We start from the raw sequence: 16,132 nt of genomic DNA on the forward strand, positions 1-16,132 counted from the left end.
CCGCTCCACCGTCGACACCAATGCCAGCATCAAGGCGACCGTTGCCGAGGTGCAGGAATCGGCGTCGCGCATCCGCTTCGCGATGGAAGCGCAGGCACAGACGGTGACCGCGATCACCGCCGCGGTCGACGAAACCGCGCTTGCCGCCGATTCGATGTCGAACACCATCGCCACCATCCGCGAGGACACCGAGGCGGTCGCCAGCGAAATGGGCGCACTGGCCAGCGACGTCAGCGATGTCGACGACCGGCTGGGCGGGCTGAAAGACGCGGCCGATCAGTTTTCGACGAGCGTGGCGGCGTGATTCTCTAAATTCCTCCCCGGCACGGGAGGGGGACCAAGACGCGAAGCGGCTTGGTGGAGGGGGCCTTCCCTCCGCTAGCCTCCTGGCTTGTTGCCCGTTTGCCGCGGGCCCCCTCCACCATCGCTGCGCGATGGTCCCCCTCCCCGTTCCGGGGAGGATTTGGCTCCCCCCTCTTCCGGGGCATTGCCCGCCGCGGGCCCACCCCGTAATCGCCTCCCATGACCAACATCCTCCTGACCGGCAGCAGCCGCGGCATCGGTGCCGCGATCGCCCAAGTGCTTTCCGCCAGCGACGGCATCCGCCTCGTCGGCCATGGCACCGCGAGCGGAATCCCGGCCGATTTCGCCGACCCAGCCGGCCCGCGCGCGCTGTGGGACAAGGCGCTCGTCGAGCTCGGCACTATCGACGTCCTGATCAACAATGCCGGGGTGTTCGAGGATAATCCGATCGACCGGTCCGACGATGACTGGGTTGCCGGCTGGGAGCGCACGATGCGGATCAACCTGACCGCGAGCGCCGAATTGTGCCGGTTCGCGGTCAGGCATTGGCAGGAGCGGCAATCGGGCGGCCGCATCGTCAACGTCGCCAGCCGCGCCGCCTATCGCGGCGACAGCCCCAATCACTGGCATTACGCCGCGTCCAAGGCGGGGATGGTGGCGATGACCAAATCGATCGCGCGCGGTTATGCCGCCCAGGGCATCCTCGCCTTCGCGGTCTGTCCGGGCTTCACCATGACCGGGATGGCCGAGGATTATCTGGCGAGCCGCGGCGGCGAGAAGTTGCTCGCCGACATCCCGCTCGGCCGCGTCGCCGATCCCGAGGAAGTCGCCAATGCCGTCGCCTATCTCGCGACCTCCGCTCCACCGTCGATGACCGGTGCGGTGATCGACGTGAACGGGGCGAGCTATGTCCGCTGAGGCCGAGCGCAAGGTCGACAGCTGGCGGCTGACCCTGCCCTGCACGCGTGCCGAGGCCGAAGCGATCGACGCCGCCGAGATCGCGATCGACGCGGTGCTGATGACGACCGAGGAAGTCGAGGACGATGTCGAACGCTGGCGGCTCGACGCCTATAGCGAGGCCAAGCCCGACGCGACGATGATCGCGGCGATCCGCGCTCTGGTGCCGAGCGCGGCCGACGTCGCGCCGCTGGTCGAGCCGCTTTATGACGAGGATTGGGTGACGTTGAGCCAGGCCGGGCTCGAACCGATCCGCGAGGGCCGCTTCGTCGTCCATACCAGCGCGCATCCGGTCGATCCGCCGGCGGGAGGGCGCGCTTTCCTGATCGACGCGGGCCGCGCCTTCGGCACCGGGCACCACGCCACCACCTCGGGCTGTCTCGCGATGCTCGATGCGATGGCCGATCGGCGCTTCGCCAATATCATCGATGTCGGCACCGGCACCGGCCTGCTCGCCTTCGCCGCGCGGCATCTGTGGCCCGAGGCGCGGGTGTTGGCGACCGATATCGACCCGATGGCGATCGATGTGACGCGCGAGAATGCCGAGGCTAACGGGATTGCCGGCGTCGAGCTGATCGTCGCCGACGGCGCGCTCGACGACGCGATCACCGCGGGCGCGCCTTATGATCTGATCATCGCCAACGTGCTCGCCGGGCCGCTCGTCTCGATGGCGCCCGAACTCGCGGCGATCGCCACGCCGGGGGCGACGATCATGCTGGCCGGTCTGCTCGAAACGCAGCGCGATCAGGTGGTTGAAGCCTATGCCGCCTGCGGTTGCACTCTGCTACAAGCCGACCGGCGCGGCGACTGGACGATCCTGAAGCTCGAAGCCGGCATGGTGCGCTACGTGCCGACCAAGCCGTTCGATCCCAAGGGCCGCGACGGCTGGGCGTTGGATATCTGAGGTCGAAGGGGGATTTATGACTCGCGCCGTTCCGCTGACCCTGGCCATGCTGATCCTCGCCGGTTGCAGCGGCGGCGGTTCCGCCGGCAATTCGAGTTCGAGCTTCGACAAGGGGTTCGTCGATTCGTTCCGGCCCAAATTCATCGCCGAGTGCCAGGCGGGTGCGCAGAAGACGTCGGGCACATCCAAGGACTTCTCGGTCGTGTGCGGTTGCGTTGCCGACAAATTGATCGCCAACAAGAGCGTCGGCGAACTGATGACCGGCCCGTCGCCGGAAGATTCCAGGCGCTATGCCGACCAGTGCATGCGCGAGCATCCGGTTAGTTAGCCGCTCCGGGAAGATCGAATTTAAAATCCTTGGGGACCGGGATTTGCTCGATCGTCTCGACTTTCTCGAGCAGAACGCCAGTGTGTGCGACCCCGAAGTGACCATAGGCCCCATAATAGTTCGACTCTCGGCCGAGAAAGCACAGGTGATAAGGGGCACCGTCGCGTATCGGGGGCAGTCCCGTCGCGTCACTCGCAACGTCCAGCCATGGAAGCTCGTCATAATAGACCGAGCCGACGCCCCTCAAATCGTCGATGTCATGCAGAAAGAGGGACTGTTCGAAACCCGGTATCCACACGCCGCAAATCCTGCTTCGCGGTAGGGTGCGGTAACATCGTTGCTCGCCGCGAAATAATTTGATCCCCTTTGCTCGGAACCAGCAATCGCCAGCGGCGGGGACGTCCGGCCGCGGTGCGGAAACCGGTTGCAATCGGACAAGCACGATGCAGCCGACGACGAACGCCGCCAGCGCCAACCAAAGTAGATATGGGGACCTAGCCAACCACCGCCGGGCCCTTGCCGCGGGCATAATCCTGCGTGCCTCGGGTGATCACACGATCCTCCGCCAAGATTTCCGCAATCGGAATATCGGGCTGCGCCTTGAGCTCCTCGTAGAGCGGCGCGAAATCGGTCTCCACCGTCACGCGCAGCAATTCGTCGAAGCTGGGGATGACGAAATAATTCTGCTGGAAATCGTCGATCCGATATTCGGTCCGCATCACCCGTGCGAGGTCGAAGCCGATCCGGTTGGGGCTGGGGTCGTCGAGCGCGAATTGGCTTTCGGCATAACTCGACACGATTCCCGAGCCATAGATGCGCAGGCCCTCAGGCTCGGCGATCAGGCCGAATTCGACCGTATACCAATAGAGCCGGCCAAGATATTTCAATGCGTCCAGCCCCAAGGCGCGCTGACCGCCTTGGCCATAGGCGACCAAATAATCGGCGAACACCGGGTCGGCGAGCATCGGCACATGGCCGAACACGTCATGGAAGACGTCGGGTTCCTGGAGATAATCGAGCTGATCGGGGCGGCGGATGAAATTGCCCGCGACGAAACGACGATTGGCCATATGGTCGAAGAACACGTCATCGGGAACGAGGCCGGGGACGGCGACGACCTGCCAGCCGGTGAGCTTCATCAGCCGCTCCGACAATTCCTCGAAATCGGGAATGCCGGGCTTGCTGAGCTTGAGCACGTCGAGCCCGCGCAGATAGGCTTCGGACGCGCGGCCGGGCAGCAATTTCGCCTGGCGGGCGAACAGCGTGTCCCAGGTGGCGTGCTCTTCGGCGGTGTAGTGCGCCCAATCCTGCGGAATCGTCCAGTCGGACGCGGCACCGGGCGGCGGAGAATCGAGAACGTGCGTTTCAGTTGCCATTGAAACCATCTATCACGATGGCCGTGGGGAAAGAAATCGTGTCGCGCGCCTCGAGCGTCCTGGGATGGTTCGGCCGGGCGCTGATCTTCGTCCTCCTGGCCTATGTCGCGGCCGGCATGGTCGGGGGGTCGATCCCGGCCAATGCCGGCTGGACAGCGCCGGCACAGGGCGTGCGCATCCTGGTCGAGGATAACGGCATCCATACCGGGCTCGTCCTGCCGATCCGCGCCGCGGGAATCGACTGGAGCCAGGATTTCCCGGCGAGCGACATCGCCGATCCGCGTTATGCCCGGTTCGGCTGGGTGGCGATCGGCTGGGGCGATCGCGCTTTCTATGTCGAGACGCCGACCTGGGGCGACGTCAATCCGCTCACCGTGCTACGCGCCGCGACCGGCAGCACACGCACCGTCCTCCATGTCGAGCATGTCGACGAGCCGCCGCTCGCCCCCGACACCCGCGAGATCATGCTGAGCGACGAGCAATATCGCCGGCTGGTCGCTTATATCCGCGCGACCCGCGGGCCGGGCGGCAAGGTCGCGGGCGGATACGACGTCAACGATGTCTTCTATGACGGCCGCGGATCGTACAACGCGATCCGGACATGCAACGAATGGACCGGTGGCGCGCTTAGAGCCGCAGGAGTGAGAATAGGCGCATGGACACCCTTTCCGATCGACGTGATGGCATGGTTCTGACCCCGCCGAGCAAGGCGCAATGGGCGGCCGAATTGCCGCGCATGGTCGGTACGATCGCGCGCATTCCGGTCGAATGGGCCGAGCTGATGAAGGCGCCGGCGGGTGACGGGCGGCCGATCATGCTGCTGCCCGGCCTGTTCAATTCGGACCGGTCGAATGTGGTGATGAAACGCTATCTGACCGCGCTCGGCTATCGCGTCGAGGGTTGGCGGCTGGGGCGCAATCGCGGTGCCAAGGCGATCGGATCGGAAGGCGAGAAGCTGCTGGCGCGGCTCGACGCCTATCATCGCGACGCCGGCGAGCCGGTGACGTTGATCGGGGTCAGCCTGGGCGGGATCATGGCGCGCTTCCTGGCGCATCGCGAGCCGGAGATGGTGCGCGAGGTGATCACCGTCAGCTCGCCCTTTGCCGGCGATCCGCATGCGACCAACGTCTGGCGCGCGTTCGAATGGCTGACCGGCGAGAAGATCGATTCGCCCGATGTCGTCGCGCGGCGCGAGGAGATCGCGCAGCCGTTGCCGGTGCCCTCGACCGCGATCTGGTCGGCGAGCGACGGACTGCTCAACGGCCATTTGTGCCACGATCCGCAATGCCGCGAGATCGAGATCGTCAGCAGCCATATGGGGGTGCAGATGCACCCGGAGACGCTCCGCGCGGTTGCGGGAGTGTTGGGTGGGGAGCGGGGGTGACCTCATTAGTCCATCCCCTTCAGGACTGGACTATCGCATATGGAATTCGGGCAGCGAACTGAACCGTGCGCTTTCGCTTCACCCGTTCGTCACCCCGGACTTGTTCCGGGGTCCAACCCTCCACAACGGAATCCAGCCGGTGTTGCACGTTGGATGCCGGAACAAGTCCGGCATGACGATTGAAGGGCAGGGATTTTAGGTCCGGCTAGTTCCGCGACCCCGGATCGCCCGCGCGGTAACCATCATATTGCCCGCATTGCGACGGATCCTTCTTGCACGCCTCCGCCGCTTTCTTGCGTTCGCGGCCCTCGCGCGCTTCCTGCTTGCGCATCTTGCGGCCGTAATTGCGGTCGGCTTCCGACTGGCTGGTGGTGGTCCAGTCGACCGCCTTGCCGGTCGCCTTGACCGGCAGGGTCACGACGTCGACCGCGGTCTTGGCGAGGCATCCGCCGGTCAGGAGCGGCAAGGCGGCCGCGGCGGCGATCAGGATTGTACGCATCTACTCGTCCCCAAGGGTCATTTGCCCGCGCTCGCCCGATAGGCAGCACGCGCGGTCGATCCAATTAGCGGAAAATCGGTGAAAAAGCCATCGATGCCCGCCGCAAGCTGGCGCCGGATGGCCGTGTCGACATCGCCATGCGCGCGGGGATCGGCGCCGCGCTTGAGGCCGGCGGGCAGGAAGAAATTCTCCGCGCGGAACGTCCAGACGTGCACGCGCAGGCCGGCGGCATGGGCATCGGCGACCAGCGCCGAAGGCTCCCCCGCACCCTTGTCCACCATGTCCTTGTTGGGGCCGATGCCCCAGGCATAGGTCGCGACCTGCTTGAGCCCCTCGGGCGTGATCATCGCGGCATAGCTTGGCGCCGCCTTGTCCGCGGGACCGCCGGTCGAATCCATCAGCTGGATCAGGCGGATCTTGGTGATCGTATGGAGCAGCTTGAGGTTGTCGACCTCGAAGCTCTGGATGAATACCGGCGCGTCGGCCGAATCCCAGCCGGCTTGCTTCAGTTCGGCGACCAACTGGCGCTCCATCGGCTTGCCGATCGAGGCGAAATAGGTCGGGTGCTTGGTCTCGGGATAGATGCCGATCGTCCGCCCGACCTCTTTCGAGCGTTGCTTGGCCAAAGCGATGATCTCGGCGAACGTCGGAATGTCGAACTTGCCGTCATAGGCGGCATTGGCCGGGCGCAATTGCGGCAGCCGCTCCTTCGCGCGCAAGGTCTTCAGCTCGGCGAGGGTGAAATCCTCGGTGAACCAGCCGGTATGGCTCTCGCCGTCGATCAGCTTGGTCGTCTTGCGGCTGGCGAATTCGGGATGGTCGGCGACGTCTGTCGTGCCGGTAATGTCGTTCTCGTGGCGAGCGACGAAGACATTGTCCTTGGTCAGGACCAAATCGGGCTCGATGAAATCGGCGCCTTCGTCGATCGCGAGGTTGTAGCTTGCCAGCGTATGTTCGGGGCGTTCACCGCTCGCCCCGCGATGGCCGATGACGATGGGATCGGAAAGCGGCGTCATCTTTCCACCTTGCCCCGCCATCGCCGATGATGCCAGCGCGGCGATGGCCAGCACCGTTACAACGCGAATTCGCTTGAAAACCGTCATGCGCAACCCGATTCCTCTATCTGCAGACGCCCGGCCCTATCGGCGTTTTGTGACCGGGAGGCGACGATGAACGACCATGCCATGGACGCCCCCTATCGCCCGGCCGCGCTCGACAAGGGCGTGCAGGGCCTGATCGGCAAGGGGATCGACCGCTACGAAGGTCCGCTCAAGGTCAGCGGCACCGCGCCTTATGCGGTCGAAGGCGCGCCCGACGGAACGCTCTATGCGCATATCGTCGGGGCAGCGATCGGCGCGGGCAAGGTGCTGAGCATCGACACCAAAGCCGCCGAGGCCATGCCGGGCGTGGTCAAGGTGATCGTCGAGCATCCCGATTTCCCGTCGAGCGGCGGCAGCAGCCGCGAGCCGATGAGCGACTGGACCGACGCGATCGATCATTTCGGCCAGCCGATCGCTTTGATCGTCGCGGAAAGCCTGGAAATCGCGCGCGACGCCGCGCTGGCGGTCGCGGTCACGTACGAAACGCGCGAGGGGCGGTTCGATCCGGCCAAGCAGCCGCCGGTGGTCGACCACAAGATCGGTTTCCTGCCCAACATCGTCAAAGGCGATGTCGATGCGGCGATCGAGGCGGCTGAGGTACGCTTCGACCAGAGCTATTCGACCCCGCCGCATTTCCCCGCCGCGCTCGAGCCGCACGCGACCACCGCCTGGTGGGAAGGCGGCGACTTGATCGTCCGCGCCTCGCTTCAGGTCCTGAACGGCGCGCGCGAGACGATCGCCAATCAATTGGGGCTCGATCCGGCCCGCGTCCGAATATTGGCGCCCTATGTCGGTGGCGGGTTCGGCGGCAAGACCGGGGTCGGGCCCGAAACGATTCTGGCTGCCGTCGCGGCGCGCGAGATCGGGCGCCCGGTCAAGATCGCGCTGCCGCGCCGCCAGACCGCTGCCTTGGTCCATCATCGCGGCGACACGGTGCAGCGCATCCGCATCGGCTGCGACGCCGACGGGCATATCGCCGCCTTCGCGCATGACAGCGTGACCTCGCAAAAACCGGACAGGAGCTTTCTTGAGCCCGTCCATTTCGGCACGATCCCGCTTTATGCCGGCGAGCATCGCCGCCTGACCACCGCGCTCACCGTGGTCGACCTGCCCTCTTCGGGCGCGGTGCGTGCACCGGGCGAAGCGGTCGGCACTTTCGCGGTCGAATGCGCGATGGACGAACTGGCCGAGCAACTCGGGCTCGATCCGATCGAGCTGCGCCGTCGCAACGAGCCCGAGACCGACCCGACCAGTGGCAAGCCGTTTTCGACGCGGCTGATGCTGCAATGCTATGACGAAGGCGCGCGGCGGTTCGGCTGGGACCAGCGCAATCCGGTGCCGGGCCAGAATCGCCAGGGCGAATGGCTGATCGGCCATGGCATGGCGGCGGCGTTACGCGGTAATTTCACCGTCAACAGCGAAGCGCGGGTCACGCTGACCGCCGAAGGGCGCGCGGTGATCGAGACCGACATGACCGATATCGGCACCGGCACCTATACCGTGCTGGCGCAGGTCGCGGGCGAGATGCTGGGGCTGCCGGTATCGGCGATCGACGTCCGGCTCGGCGACAGCGACCTGCCGGTCAGCGCGGGATCGGGCGGATCGTTCGGGGCGGGAAGCTCCGGATCGGCGGTGGCGCTGGCGTGCGAGGACATATTGGCCGAGCTCGCGCGGCGGATGAACGCGGCGCCCGAGGAATTGGCGCTCAAGGACGGCATGGTCAGCGCCGGGGGACGATCCTCGCCGATCGCCGAGCTGGTCCGCGGCAAGCCGATCGCCGCCCTTGGCAAGACCGGCCCCGGCCAGGTCAGCCGCCGCACCAGCCAGGCCAGTCATGGCGCGCAATTCGCCGAGGTCGCGGTCAACGCGGTCACCGGCGAAATCCGCGTTCGGCGGCTGATCGGCGTGTTCGATGTCGGCCGCGTGCTCAACGAGAAGACCGCGCGCAACCAGATGGTCGGCGGGATGATCTGGGGCATCGGCTATGCGCTGAGCGAGGACGCGGTGGTCGACACCCGCACCGGGCAGTTCGTGAACCCCGATTTCGGCGAATATCATGTCGCGGTCCATGCCGACGCCCCGGCGGTCGAATGCCATTTCATCGAGCAGGTCGACGATCAGGCCAATCCGGTCGGGGCCAAGGCGGTGGGCGAGTTGGGGATCTCGGGGGCCGGCGCGGCGGTGGCGAATGCGGTTTACAATGCGACCGGAGTGAGGGTGCGGGACTTTCCGATCACGCTCGATAAGCTGCTGGCTGGGTTGCCGCCGGTATGACCTGTCCACGCCGTCACCCCGGCCTTGTGCCGGGGTCCAACCCTCCAAAACGGAATCCAGCCGTTGTTGCACGTTGGATGCCGGGACAAGCCCGGCATGACGAACTATCGGTTTGCTCGAATGGCCGATAACGACGCCGTCATCGCCGCCGCTTTGGCCTGGCGGGGCGCGCCGATGGCGCTGGCCACGGTCGTCTCTACCTGGGGCTCCGCGCCGCGCCCGCGCGGCAGCCATATGATCGTCCATCAGGACGGGCGGTTCGAGGGATCGGTGTCGGGCGGCTGTGTCGAGACCGACATCATGACCGCCGCCGCCGAGGTGATCGCCGGCGCGCCGTTCCAGCTCAAACATTATGGCGTCGCCGATGCCGCGGCGTGGGAAGTCGGGCTCCCCTGCGGCGGCGAGATCGCGGTGATGGTCCAGCCGGTCGCCGCCGACGGTTTCGATCCCGAATTGTTCGACCGCATCGCCGAGGCACGGGCCACCGGCAAGCCGCTCGACGTGATCACCGACCTCGACACCGGTCAGTCGAGCCTGCGACCCATCGAAGGCGCCGCCTTCGTCAATCGTTACGAGCCGCCGCGCCGGCTGCTGATCGTCGGCGCGGTGCAGATCGCCCAGGCGCTGACCGGGCTGGCGCGCGAGCTCGGCATCACGACGACGGTGATCGATCCGCGCGCGCGCTTCCTGACCGCCGAGCGTTTCCCCGGCGTGACGCTCGACGACCGCTGGCCCGACGAGGCGGTCGCCGCGCTCAAGCCCGACGCGGCAACCGCCGTCATCACGCTGTCGCACGACACCAAGATCGACGACCCGGCGCTCGCCGCCGCGCTGGCGGCACCGACCGGTTATATCGCCGCGTTGGGATCGCGGCGCAGTCATGCCGCGCGGCGGGAGCGACTAAGCGCGCTGGGCGTTTCAAACTCCGACCTCGATCGCATCGATGCTCCCGCCGGGATCGACATCGGCGCGGTCGGCCCGGCCGAGATCGCGCTGTCGATCGCCGCCGGCATGGTGGGAGCCTTGCATGATCGCACCTGAAACCACCGCATTGATCCTGCTCGCCGCGGGCAAGTCGGCGCGCTTCGGCCTATCCGACAAACTCACCGAGATGTTCCTGGGCCAGCCGCTCGGCATGCACGTCGTCACGGCGTTGGAAGCGGTGCCGTTCGCCCGGCGCGTGGTGGTGCGCGACGGCGTCCAGCTCGATTATGCCGCGCGCGGCTATCACGAAGTGCACAATAGGCGCCCCGAACAGGGATTGTCGCTGTCGCTGAAGATGGGCGTCGCGGCGGCGCGCGGTCCGGGGATCCAGGCGGTGCTGATCGCGCTTGCCGACATGCCGCGGGTGACCGCGGCGCAGATCCATCGCCTGTTCGATGCGGCGACCGGCCCCGACACGATCGTCGCATCGAGCGACGGCATGCACCCCAGGCCGCCCGCCTTGTTCGGCGCCAACCGCTTCGACGCGCTCGAAACGCTGGAAGGCGATGCGGGGGCGCGCGACCTCATCCTGGCCGGGCGCCATGTCGTCACGCACCCCGACGAGCTGATCGATGTCGATACCGAAGAGGAGCTCGACGAACTGATGGCCAAGTTCGGACAGATCCGCAGCCGCCTCGAAACCTAATTCGAGCCGTTCACGCTCATTCGTGCCGCAGCGCGTCGATCGGGTTGAGCGATGCCGCCCGGCGCGCCGGGAAGAAGCCGAACACCACCCCGATCGCGCCCGAGATCAGGAAAGCGATGACGTTGATCTGGACGTCGAAGATGAACGGCAATTGCCCGAGCACCGACAACAGGATCACCGCCAACTGTCCCAGCACCAGCCCGATCAGCCCGCCCAGGCACGACAGCACCACCGCCTCGACCAGGAATTGCATCAGCACTTCGTTGGCGACCGCGCCGATCGCCAGGCGGATGCCGATCTCTCGCGTGCGCTCGGTGACCGAGACCAGCATGATGTTCATGATGCCGATGCCGCCGACGATCAGGCTGATCCCGGCAACCGCGGTGACGATATTGGTGAGCAAGGTCGTCGTGCTGCTCAGCGTGTCCGAAATCTGCTTAGTGTCGAAGATGTTGAAATCGTCGTCCTTGCCACCGGTGATGTGGCGGCGTTCGCGCAGCAGATCGGTGATCGACGCCTGGACCTGCGCGGTCGAATAGGCTTCGTCGACGCCGACCAGGATCAGCCGCACGTCGGTATTGCCCGTCATCCGCCGCTGCACCGCCTTGATCGGCATGATCACGACATCGTCCTGATCGCCGCCAAAGCCCGACTGGCCCTTGGTCGTCAGGATGCCGATGACGTCGCATGAAATGCCGGCGATGCGCATCCGCGTGCCGAGCGCCGGCGCGGTCTTGTAGAGATTGGTATAGACCGTGCTGCCGATGATGCAGACCGCCTTGCCCGAGGCTTCCTCGGCAGGCGTGAAATAGCGGCCGCTGGTCAGCGGCCAGGGCTGGACCTGGAAATAGCCGTTGGTCGTGCCGTTGATCGTGGTCGACCAATTCTGGCCTTCATAGATCGCCGTGCCGCTCGATTGCGCTTGCGGCGCGACCGCGGTGACGCCGGTGATCTGCTTGCCGATCGCCTCGACATCCTGCGGGTCGAAATCGGGCGGCCGCGGCCCGCCGCCGCCGCGCCCGAAGCCCTGGCCGGGACGGATCTGGAGCACGTTGGTGCCGAGGCTGGCGATCGATTTCTGGACCTGGAGCGTGGTCGCCTTGCCCAGGGTCACCATCGCGACCACCGCGGCGACGCCGATGACGATGCCGAGCACGGTCAGGAACGACCGCAGCAAGTGGCGCCGGATCGATCGTAGCGCGAGGATGAAGGTGGTGCCGAGCATGGCTAAATCCCCTCTCCCCAGAGGGGGAGAGGGTTGCGCAGACTTAGGCTCGTCAGAGCCTTAGTCGGAGCTGGGTGAGGGGTAAGCGGTCGCACGGCGACCGCGCGGCGCTGCGCGCCGCTCACCCTCATCCAACTCCGCCTAAGCTCCTGCGTCGCTAAGGCTACGTATCCTTCTCCCCTCCAGGGAGAAGGGACTATGGCCCTCATCCCACCCTCTCCCCTTGCGCATGCCCGGCCTCGACGCGCTCGACCAATCCATCCTTGAAATGGACGATGGTCCTGGCGAACGCCGCCATCTCGCGCTCGTGGGTCACCATCAGCACGGTGATGCCGGGATTCTTGTTGAGATCCGCCAGCAATTCCATGATCTCGATCGAACGTTCGCTGTCGAGATTGCCGGTCGGCTCATCGGCGAGCAGCACGGCAGGTTTGGTGGCGATCGCCCGGGCGATGGCGACGCGTTGTTGCTGGCCGCCCGACAATTCGCCTGGAGTATGGTCCCACCATTCCTTCAATCCGACCTGGTCCAGCGCCGCCATCGCCATCTCGCGCCGTTCCGCCTTGGCGTCGCCGCGATAGAGCAGCGGCAGCTCGACATTCTCCAAGGCGGAGGTGCGCGCGAGCAGGTTGAAGCCCTGGAACACGAAGCCGAAATATTTGCGCCGGAGCAGCGCGCGCTGATCGCGGTCGAGGCTTTCGACGTGATGTCCCATGAAGATGAATTCGCCGTCGGTCGGCACGTCGAGGCAGCCGAGGATGTTCATCGTCGTCGATTTGCCCGACCCCGACGGCCCCATCACCGCGACGAAATCGCCCGCCGCAATGTCGAGGTCGACGCCCTTGAGCGCCTGGAACGCGGTCGCGCCGGTGCCATAGGTCTTGGTGACGCCGCGCAGCCGGATCAGCGGATCGCCGACAGTCTGGGGAGCCTTATCAGCCACCGCGCTGCCCGCCGCCGCCCCCATTACCGCCCCCACCGGCGCCGGCACCCGAGCGCCGCCGACTGCTGCCGGAACTGCTGCTGCCCGATCCCGCCAGCTGGCCCGTCACGACCTGCATCCCCGGCTGCAAGTCGCCGCCGGTGATCTCGGTCATGGTCCCGTCGCTGTCGCCGGTGGTGACCGATATCGCCTTCAGGCTGCCATCGGCCTGTTTGACATAGACGCTCTGCTTGGAGCCGCGTTCGAGCGGCGCCGCGCTGTCGCCGCCGCCCCGCCGCCGCATCCGTGGCGTGAGCGCGCCGGCAATCCCGCCGCTGGCCTGCGCCGCGGGCGCGCCCGCAGCCTGCGGCTTGAAGCGCAAAGCGGCGTTGGGGACGAGCAGGACGTTCTTCTTTTCCATCGTCACGATATCGGCGGTCGCGGTCATCCCCGGCCGCAACTGCTCGTCGGGATTGGCGACCGAGAGATCGGCGGCGTAGGACACGACCTGCGCGGTGGTGGAGCCCGACGATGAGGTCGACGAGGACGAGCTCGCATCCTGTACCGACAGGTTCGAGCCGACATCGACCCGGGTGATCATCGCCGGGAAGGTCTTGCCGGGGAAAGCGTCGACGGTGAAGGTTGCGCGCTGACCCTGCTTGACGTTGCCGACATCGGCTTCGTCGATCGCGACTTCCAGCTTCATCTGGCGCAAGTCCTGGGCGATGACGAACAGGGTCGGCGTGTTGAACGACGCCGCCACGGTCTGGCCGGGATCGATCTGGCGCGCCAGCACCACGCCGGTGACGGGCGAGCGGATCACCGCGCGCACGCGCTGGGTCTGCGCCGACGACAAAGCGGCGCGCGCCGATATGACATTGGCATTGGCCGCGCTGAGATTGGCCAAAGCGCGATCGCGATCGGCGATCGCCTGGTCCATCTCGGTCTTGGCCGGCACGCGGCCGCCCGACAGCCGGCTGACTTCCTGATAGCGCGAGAGCGTCGCTTTGGACTGAGCAAGCGTCGCCTGCGCCTGGCCGACCGCGGCGTTGTTCGCGGCCAAGGTTGCCTGCGCCTGCTTGACCTGATCGTCGAACTGCGAGGGGTCGATCAACGCCAGAGGCTGGCCGGCAGTGACGCGGTCGTTGACGTCGACCAGTACCTTGATGACCTGGCCCGACAGCTGCGAGCCGACCGTCACCTGGTTGATCGGCGCGAGCTTGCCGGTCGCCGACACGGTAACGGTCAGATTGCCCTTTTGCGCCTGCTCGGTCGCATAGCCCGATTTCTCGGCGGCGCCGAACAGCCGCATCAGCAGCAGGACGAGGAGCAGGACGCCGATCGCGATCCCCGCCCACAGGGCATAGCGCTTGAATTTGGACGGCGGGCGCCCGCCGAGGAATGCGTCGAGTTCGGCCTGGTTGGTCGCCATGTTCTTATCCCTGCGGGAGTTCGGGCGGCTTGGTGGCATCCCACCCGCCGCCGAGCGCGAGGTAGAGCGCGACCATCGCCTGTGCCTGATCGCCGCGCGCGCTGTTCAAGCCGTTCTGCGCCGAGAGCAGCGCCGCCTCGCTATTGTTGAGCGTGGTGATGTCGGTCAGCCCGGCACGATATTGGCTGCGCGCGAGGATCGCCGCGGCGTTCGACGCATCGAGCGCGACCGCGAACTCGCGCTGACGCTGCTTCGCCGCCTGCAGCGCCTGGAGCGCGTTCTCGACATCCTCCAGGCTGGTCAGCACGGTCGATTTGTAGGCAGCGAAGGCGCCCTCGGCGGCGGCCTCCTGCGAGCGTACCCGGCTGCGCGTGCGGCCGCCGTCGAAGATCAGCTGGGTCAGCCCGGCGAACAGGCTGCCGGTGATGACATTGGCGATACTGCCGAGCGCGGAGGCCGAGGTGCCGATATTGCCGGTGATGTTGAGCGCCGGGTAGAGCGCCGCTTTCTCCACCCCGATCTGCGCGGTCGCGGCGCCGAGATTGCGTTCGGCCGAGCGGACGTCGGGGCGCTGGCGGAGCACGTCGCCGGGGATTCCCGTCGGAATATCGGCCGGGCCCATCGGGATCGGCTGCACCGCGTCGAGCTCGGCCTTGAGCGCCCCCGGCGCCTGGCCGGTCAGCACGCCCAACCGATTCACTGCGGCGGCGTAATTCTGTTCGATCGTCGGGATCTGCGCGGCGGTCTGGGCACGTTGCGCGCGCGCTTGTTCCTGGTCGAGGCTCGAGACCAGCCCCGCCTGGACGCGGAACCCGGCGATCTCCAGATTGTCGTCCTGGATCGCCAGGCTGTCGCGCGCGATCTTGAGCGCGGACTGATATTGGCGGGCCAGGATGTAATTGCGCGCGGCCTCCGACGCGACCGAGGTCTGGACGGTGGCGAGGTCATAGCCCGAGGCTTGCTCTGTCGCCCGAGCCGCTTCGATCGAGCGGCGCGTGCCGCCGAACAGATCGGCCTGGTAACTGGCATCGGCGCCGATCGAGAAATTGTCGCGCGGGCCAACCGAATCGAGCAAATTGCGGCTATAGCCGGCCGATCCGCTGACCGTCGGCAATAATGAGGCGCGCGCCTGGACGAGTCCCTCGCGCGCCTGTTTCAGCCGCGCCACCGCTTGCGCGATGTCGAGATTGTCGCGCCGCGCGCGGTCGATGATGCTGGTCATCTCGGCGTCGCCGAACGACATCCACCAGGTCGAGATATCGGGCAGCGCGCCGGTGGTCGCCGGGCCGGAATAGGTATCGGGCACGCCAAGCGAGGCGCTCGCCGGCGGCTTGTAGTTCGGCCCCACCATGCAGGCCTGGAGCGGCAGCACGACGGTGAGCATCAAGGCGATACGCGACCGTTTCATGAACGAAAGCATGGCGGCCGGTAGGACAGAGGTCCATCCCGAATATGTCTTATTTTGTCGCAATCGGGCCGGTTCGGTTCATGTTTCCCGCTTCGCGGTCGTGATGCGGTCGAGGATGGATCGACATTCATATAATCCTCTGCCGCCAGGGCGGGACTATCGCATATGAATTCGGGGCTGCGATCTGGACCGTTCGCTTTCGGCTTCAGTCCTCGTCACCCCGGACTTGTTCCGGGGTCCAACCTTCCACAACGGAATCCGTCCCTGGTTGCGTGTTGGATGCCGGAACAAGTCCGGCATGACGGTCAACTCGACGATATGGCTCGGCGCCCATCCCATCCATACGCGATTGCCCTGCCCGCCAGGGGGAGGATTGAAAAAGAGCCGATA

General features: G+C 66.3%; 16 protein-coding genes and 1 pseudogene. 9 read left to right on the forward strand and 8 right to left on the reverse strand.

What is annotated here, in order from left to right; translation table 11 throughout:
- From SMA01S_RS20945 to SMA01S_RS20960, 4 genes and pseudogenes are all read left to right on the forward strand, one after another.
- Positions 1-304: pseudogene (locus tag SMA01S_RS20945) on the forward strand (methyl-accepting chemotaxis protein); the annotation flags it as partial.
- Between the two features lie 218 nt (positions 305-522).
- Entirely contained in the window at positions 523-1,221 is a 699-nt protein-coding gene (locus tag SMA01S_RS20950) for an SDR family NAD(P)-dependent oxidoreductase (protein WP_066826972.1), read from the forward strand.
- The gene (locus SMA01S_RS20955; RefSeq protein WP_066826974.1) at positions 1,211-2,164 is read left to right on the forward strand and encodes a 50S ribosomal protein L11 methyltransferase; all 954 of its coding nucleotides are present in this window, start codon (positions 1,211-1,213) and stop codon (positions 2,162-2,164) included. Before SMA01S_RS20950 ends, SMA01S_RS20955 begins: the two co-directional genes overlap by 11 nt.
- Positions 2,165-2,180: 16 nt before the next feature.
- A complete protein-coding gene (locus tag SMA01S_RS20960) occupies positions 2,181-2,492 on the forward strand; it encodes a hypothetical protein (protein WP_066826982.1) in 312 nt (103 codons plus the stop codon).
- On the opposite strand, the gene SMA01S_RS20965 is transcribed toward SMA01S_RS20960, so the two are convergent.
- Entirely contained in the window at positions 2,485-2,967 is a 483-nt protein-coding gene (locus tag SMA01S_RS20965) for a hypothetical protein (RefSeq protein ID WP_157094070.1), read from the reverse strand. The two genes, SMA01S_RS20960 and SMA01S_RS20965, sit on opposite strands and share 8 nt — an antisense overlap.
- A 19-nt stretch (positions 2,968-2,986) precedes the next feature.
- The gene (phhA, locus tag SMA01S_RS20970; protein ID WP_066826984.1) at positions 2,987-3,868 is read right to left on the reverse strand and encodes a phenylalanine 4-monooxygenase; all 882 of its coding nucleotides are present in this window, start codon (positions 3,866-3,868) and stop codon (positions 2,987-2,989) included.
- A gap of 23 nt (positions 3,869-3,891) precedes the next feature.
- Between phhA and SMA01S_RS20975 the strand changes: the two genes are divergently transcribed.
- Both SMA01S_RS20975 and SMA01S_RS20980 read left to right on the forward strand, forming a co-directional pair.
- Positions 3,892-4,563: a TIGR02117 family protein gene (locus SMA01S_RS20975; protein WP_245649358.1), complete on the forward strand. Its 672-nt coding sequence runs from the start codon at positions 3,892-3,894 to the stop codon at positions 4,561-4,563.
- On the forward strand, positions 4,554-5,252 hold the full coding sequence (locus tag SMA01S_RS20980) for a lipase family alpha/beta hydrolase (RefSeq protein ID WP_245649359.1): 699 nt from the start codon (positions 4,554-4,556) through the stop codon (positions 5,250-5,252). The genes SMA01S_RS20975 and SMA01S_RS20980 overlap by 10 nt, the downstream gene beginning before the upstream one ends.
- Positions 5,253-5,457: 205 nt before the next feature.
- Here SMA01S_RS20980 and SMA01S_RS20985 read toward each other — a convergent pair whose 3' ends face one another.
- Complete coding sequence (locus SMA01S_RS20985; protein ID WP_066826985.1) at positions 5,458-5,751, reverse strand: hypothetical protein; 294 nt, start codon at positions 5,749-5,751, stop codon at positions 5,458-5,460.
- Positions 5,752-5,768: 17 nt separating this feature from the next.
- On the reverse strand, positions 5,769-6,788 hold the full coding sequence (locus SMA01S_RS20990) for a glycerophosphodiester phosphodiesterase (RefSeq protein WP_066827013.1): 1,020 nt from the start codon (positions 6,786-6,788) through the stop codon (positions 5,769-5,771).
- A gap of 132 nt (positions 6,789-6,920) precedes the next feature.
- On the opposite strand from SMA01S_RS20990, the gene SMA01S_RS20995 reads away from it, so the two are divergent.
- The 3 genes from SMA01S_RS20995 to SMA01S_RS21005 all read left to right on the forward strand — a co-directional run bounded on the left by SMA01S_RS20995 (position 6,921) and on the right by SMA01S_RS21005 (position 10,755).
- Positions 6,921-9,125, forward strand: a complete 2,205-nt coding sequence (locus SMA01S_RS20995) for a xanthine dehydrogenase family protein molybdopterin-binding subunit (RefSeq protein WP_066826987.1) — start codon at positions 6,921-6,923, stop codon at positions 9,123-9,125.
- Positions 9,126-9,245: 120 nt separating this feature from the next.
- Complete coding sequence (locus SMA01S_RS21000; protein ID WP_066826988.1) at positions 9,246-10,166, forward strand: XdhC family protein; 921 nt, start codon at positions 9,246-9,248, stop codon at positions 10,164-10,166.
- Entirely contained in the window at positions 10,153-10,755 is a 603-nt protein-coding gene (locus SMA01S_RS21005) for a nucleotidyltransferase family protein (RefSeq protein ID WP_066826989.1), read from the forward strand. Before SMA01S_RS21000 ends, SMA01S_RS21005 begins: the two co-directional genes overlap by 14 nt.
- Positions 10,756-10,771: 16 nt before the next feature.
- Here the strand turns inward: SMA01S_RS21005 and SMA01S_RS21010 are convergent, their stop codons facing one another.
- From SMA01S_RS21010 to SMA01S_RS21025, 4 genes are all read right to left on the reverse strand, one after another.
- The gene (locus SMA01S_RS21010; protein WP_066826990.1) at positions 10,772-11,980 is read right to left on the reverse strand and encodes an ABC transporter permease; all 1,209 of its coding nucleotides are present in this window, start codon (positions 11,978-11,980) and stop codon (positions 10,772-10,774) included.
- 205 nt (positions 11,981-12,185) lie between these two features.
- On the reverse strand, positions 12,186-12,947 hold the full coding sequence (locus SMA01S_RS21015) for an ABC transporter ATP-binding protein (protein ID WP_066826991.1): 762 nt from the start codon (positions 12,945-12,947) through the stop codon (positions 12,186-12,188).
- A complete protein-coding gene (locus SMA01S_RS21020; RefSeq protein ID WP_066826993.1) occupies positions 12,916-14,334 on the reverse strand; it encodes an efflux RND transporter periplasmic adaptor subunit in 1,419 nt (472 codons plus the stop codon). The genes SMA01S_RS21015 and SMA01S_RS21020 overlap by 32 nt, the downstream gene beginning before the upstream one ends.
- A gap of 4 nt (positions 14,335-14,338) precedes the next feature.
- Complete coding sequence (locus SMA01S_RS21025; protein ID WP_245649360.1) at positions 14,339-15,742, reverse strand: efflux transporter outer membrane subunit; 1,404 nt, start codon at positions 15,740-15,742, stop codon at positions 14,339-14,341.
- Between the last annotated feature and the right edge of the window lie 390 nt (positions 15,743-16,132).

Origin of the sequence: Sphingomonas mali NBRC 15500, from assembly GCF_001598415.1 — a bacterium.
GTDB classification, from domain to species: Bacteria; Pseudomonadota; Alphaproteobacteria; order Sphingomonadales; family Sphingomonadaceae; genus Sphingomonas; species Sphingomonas mali.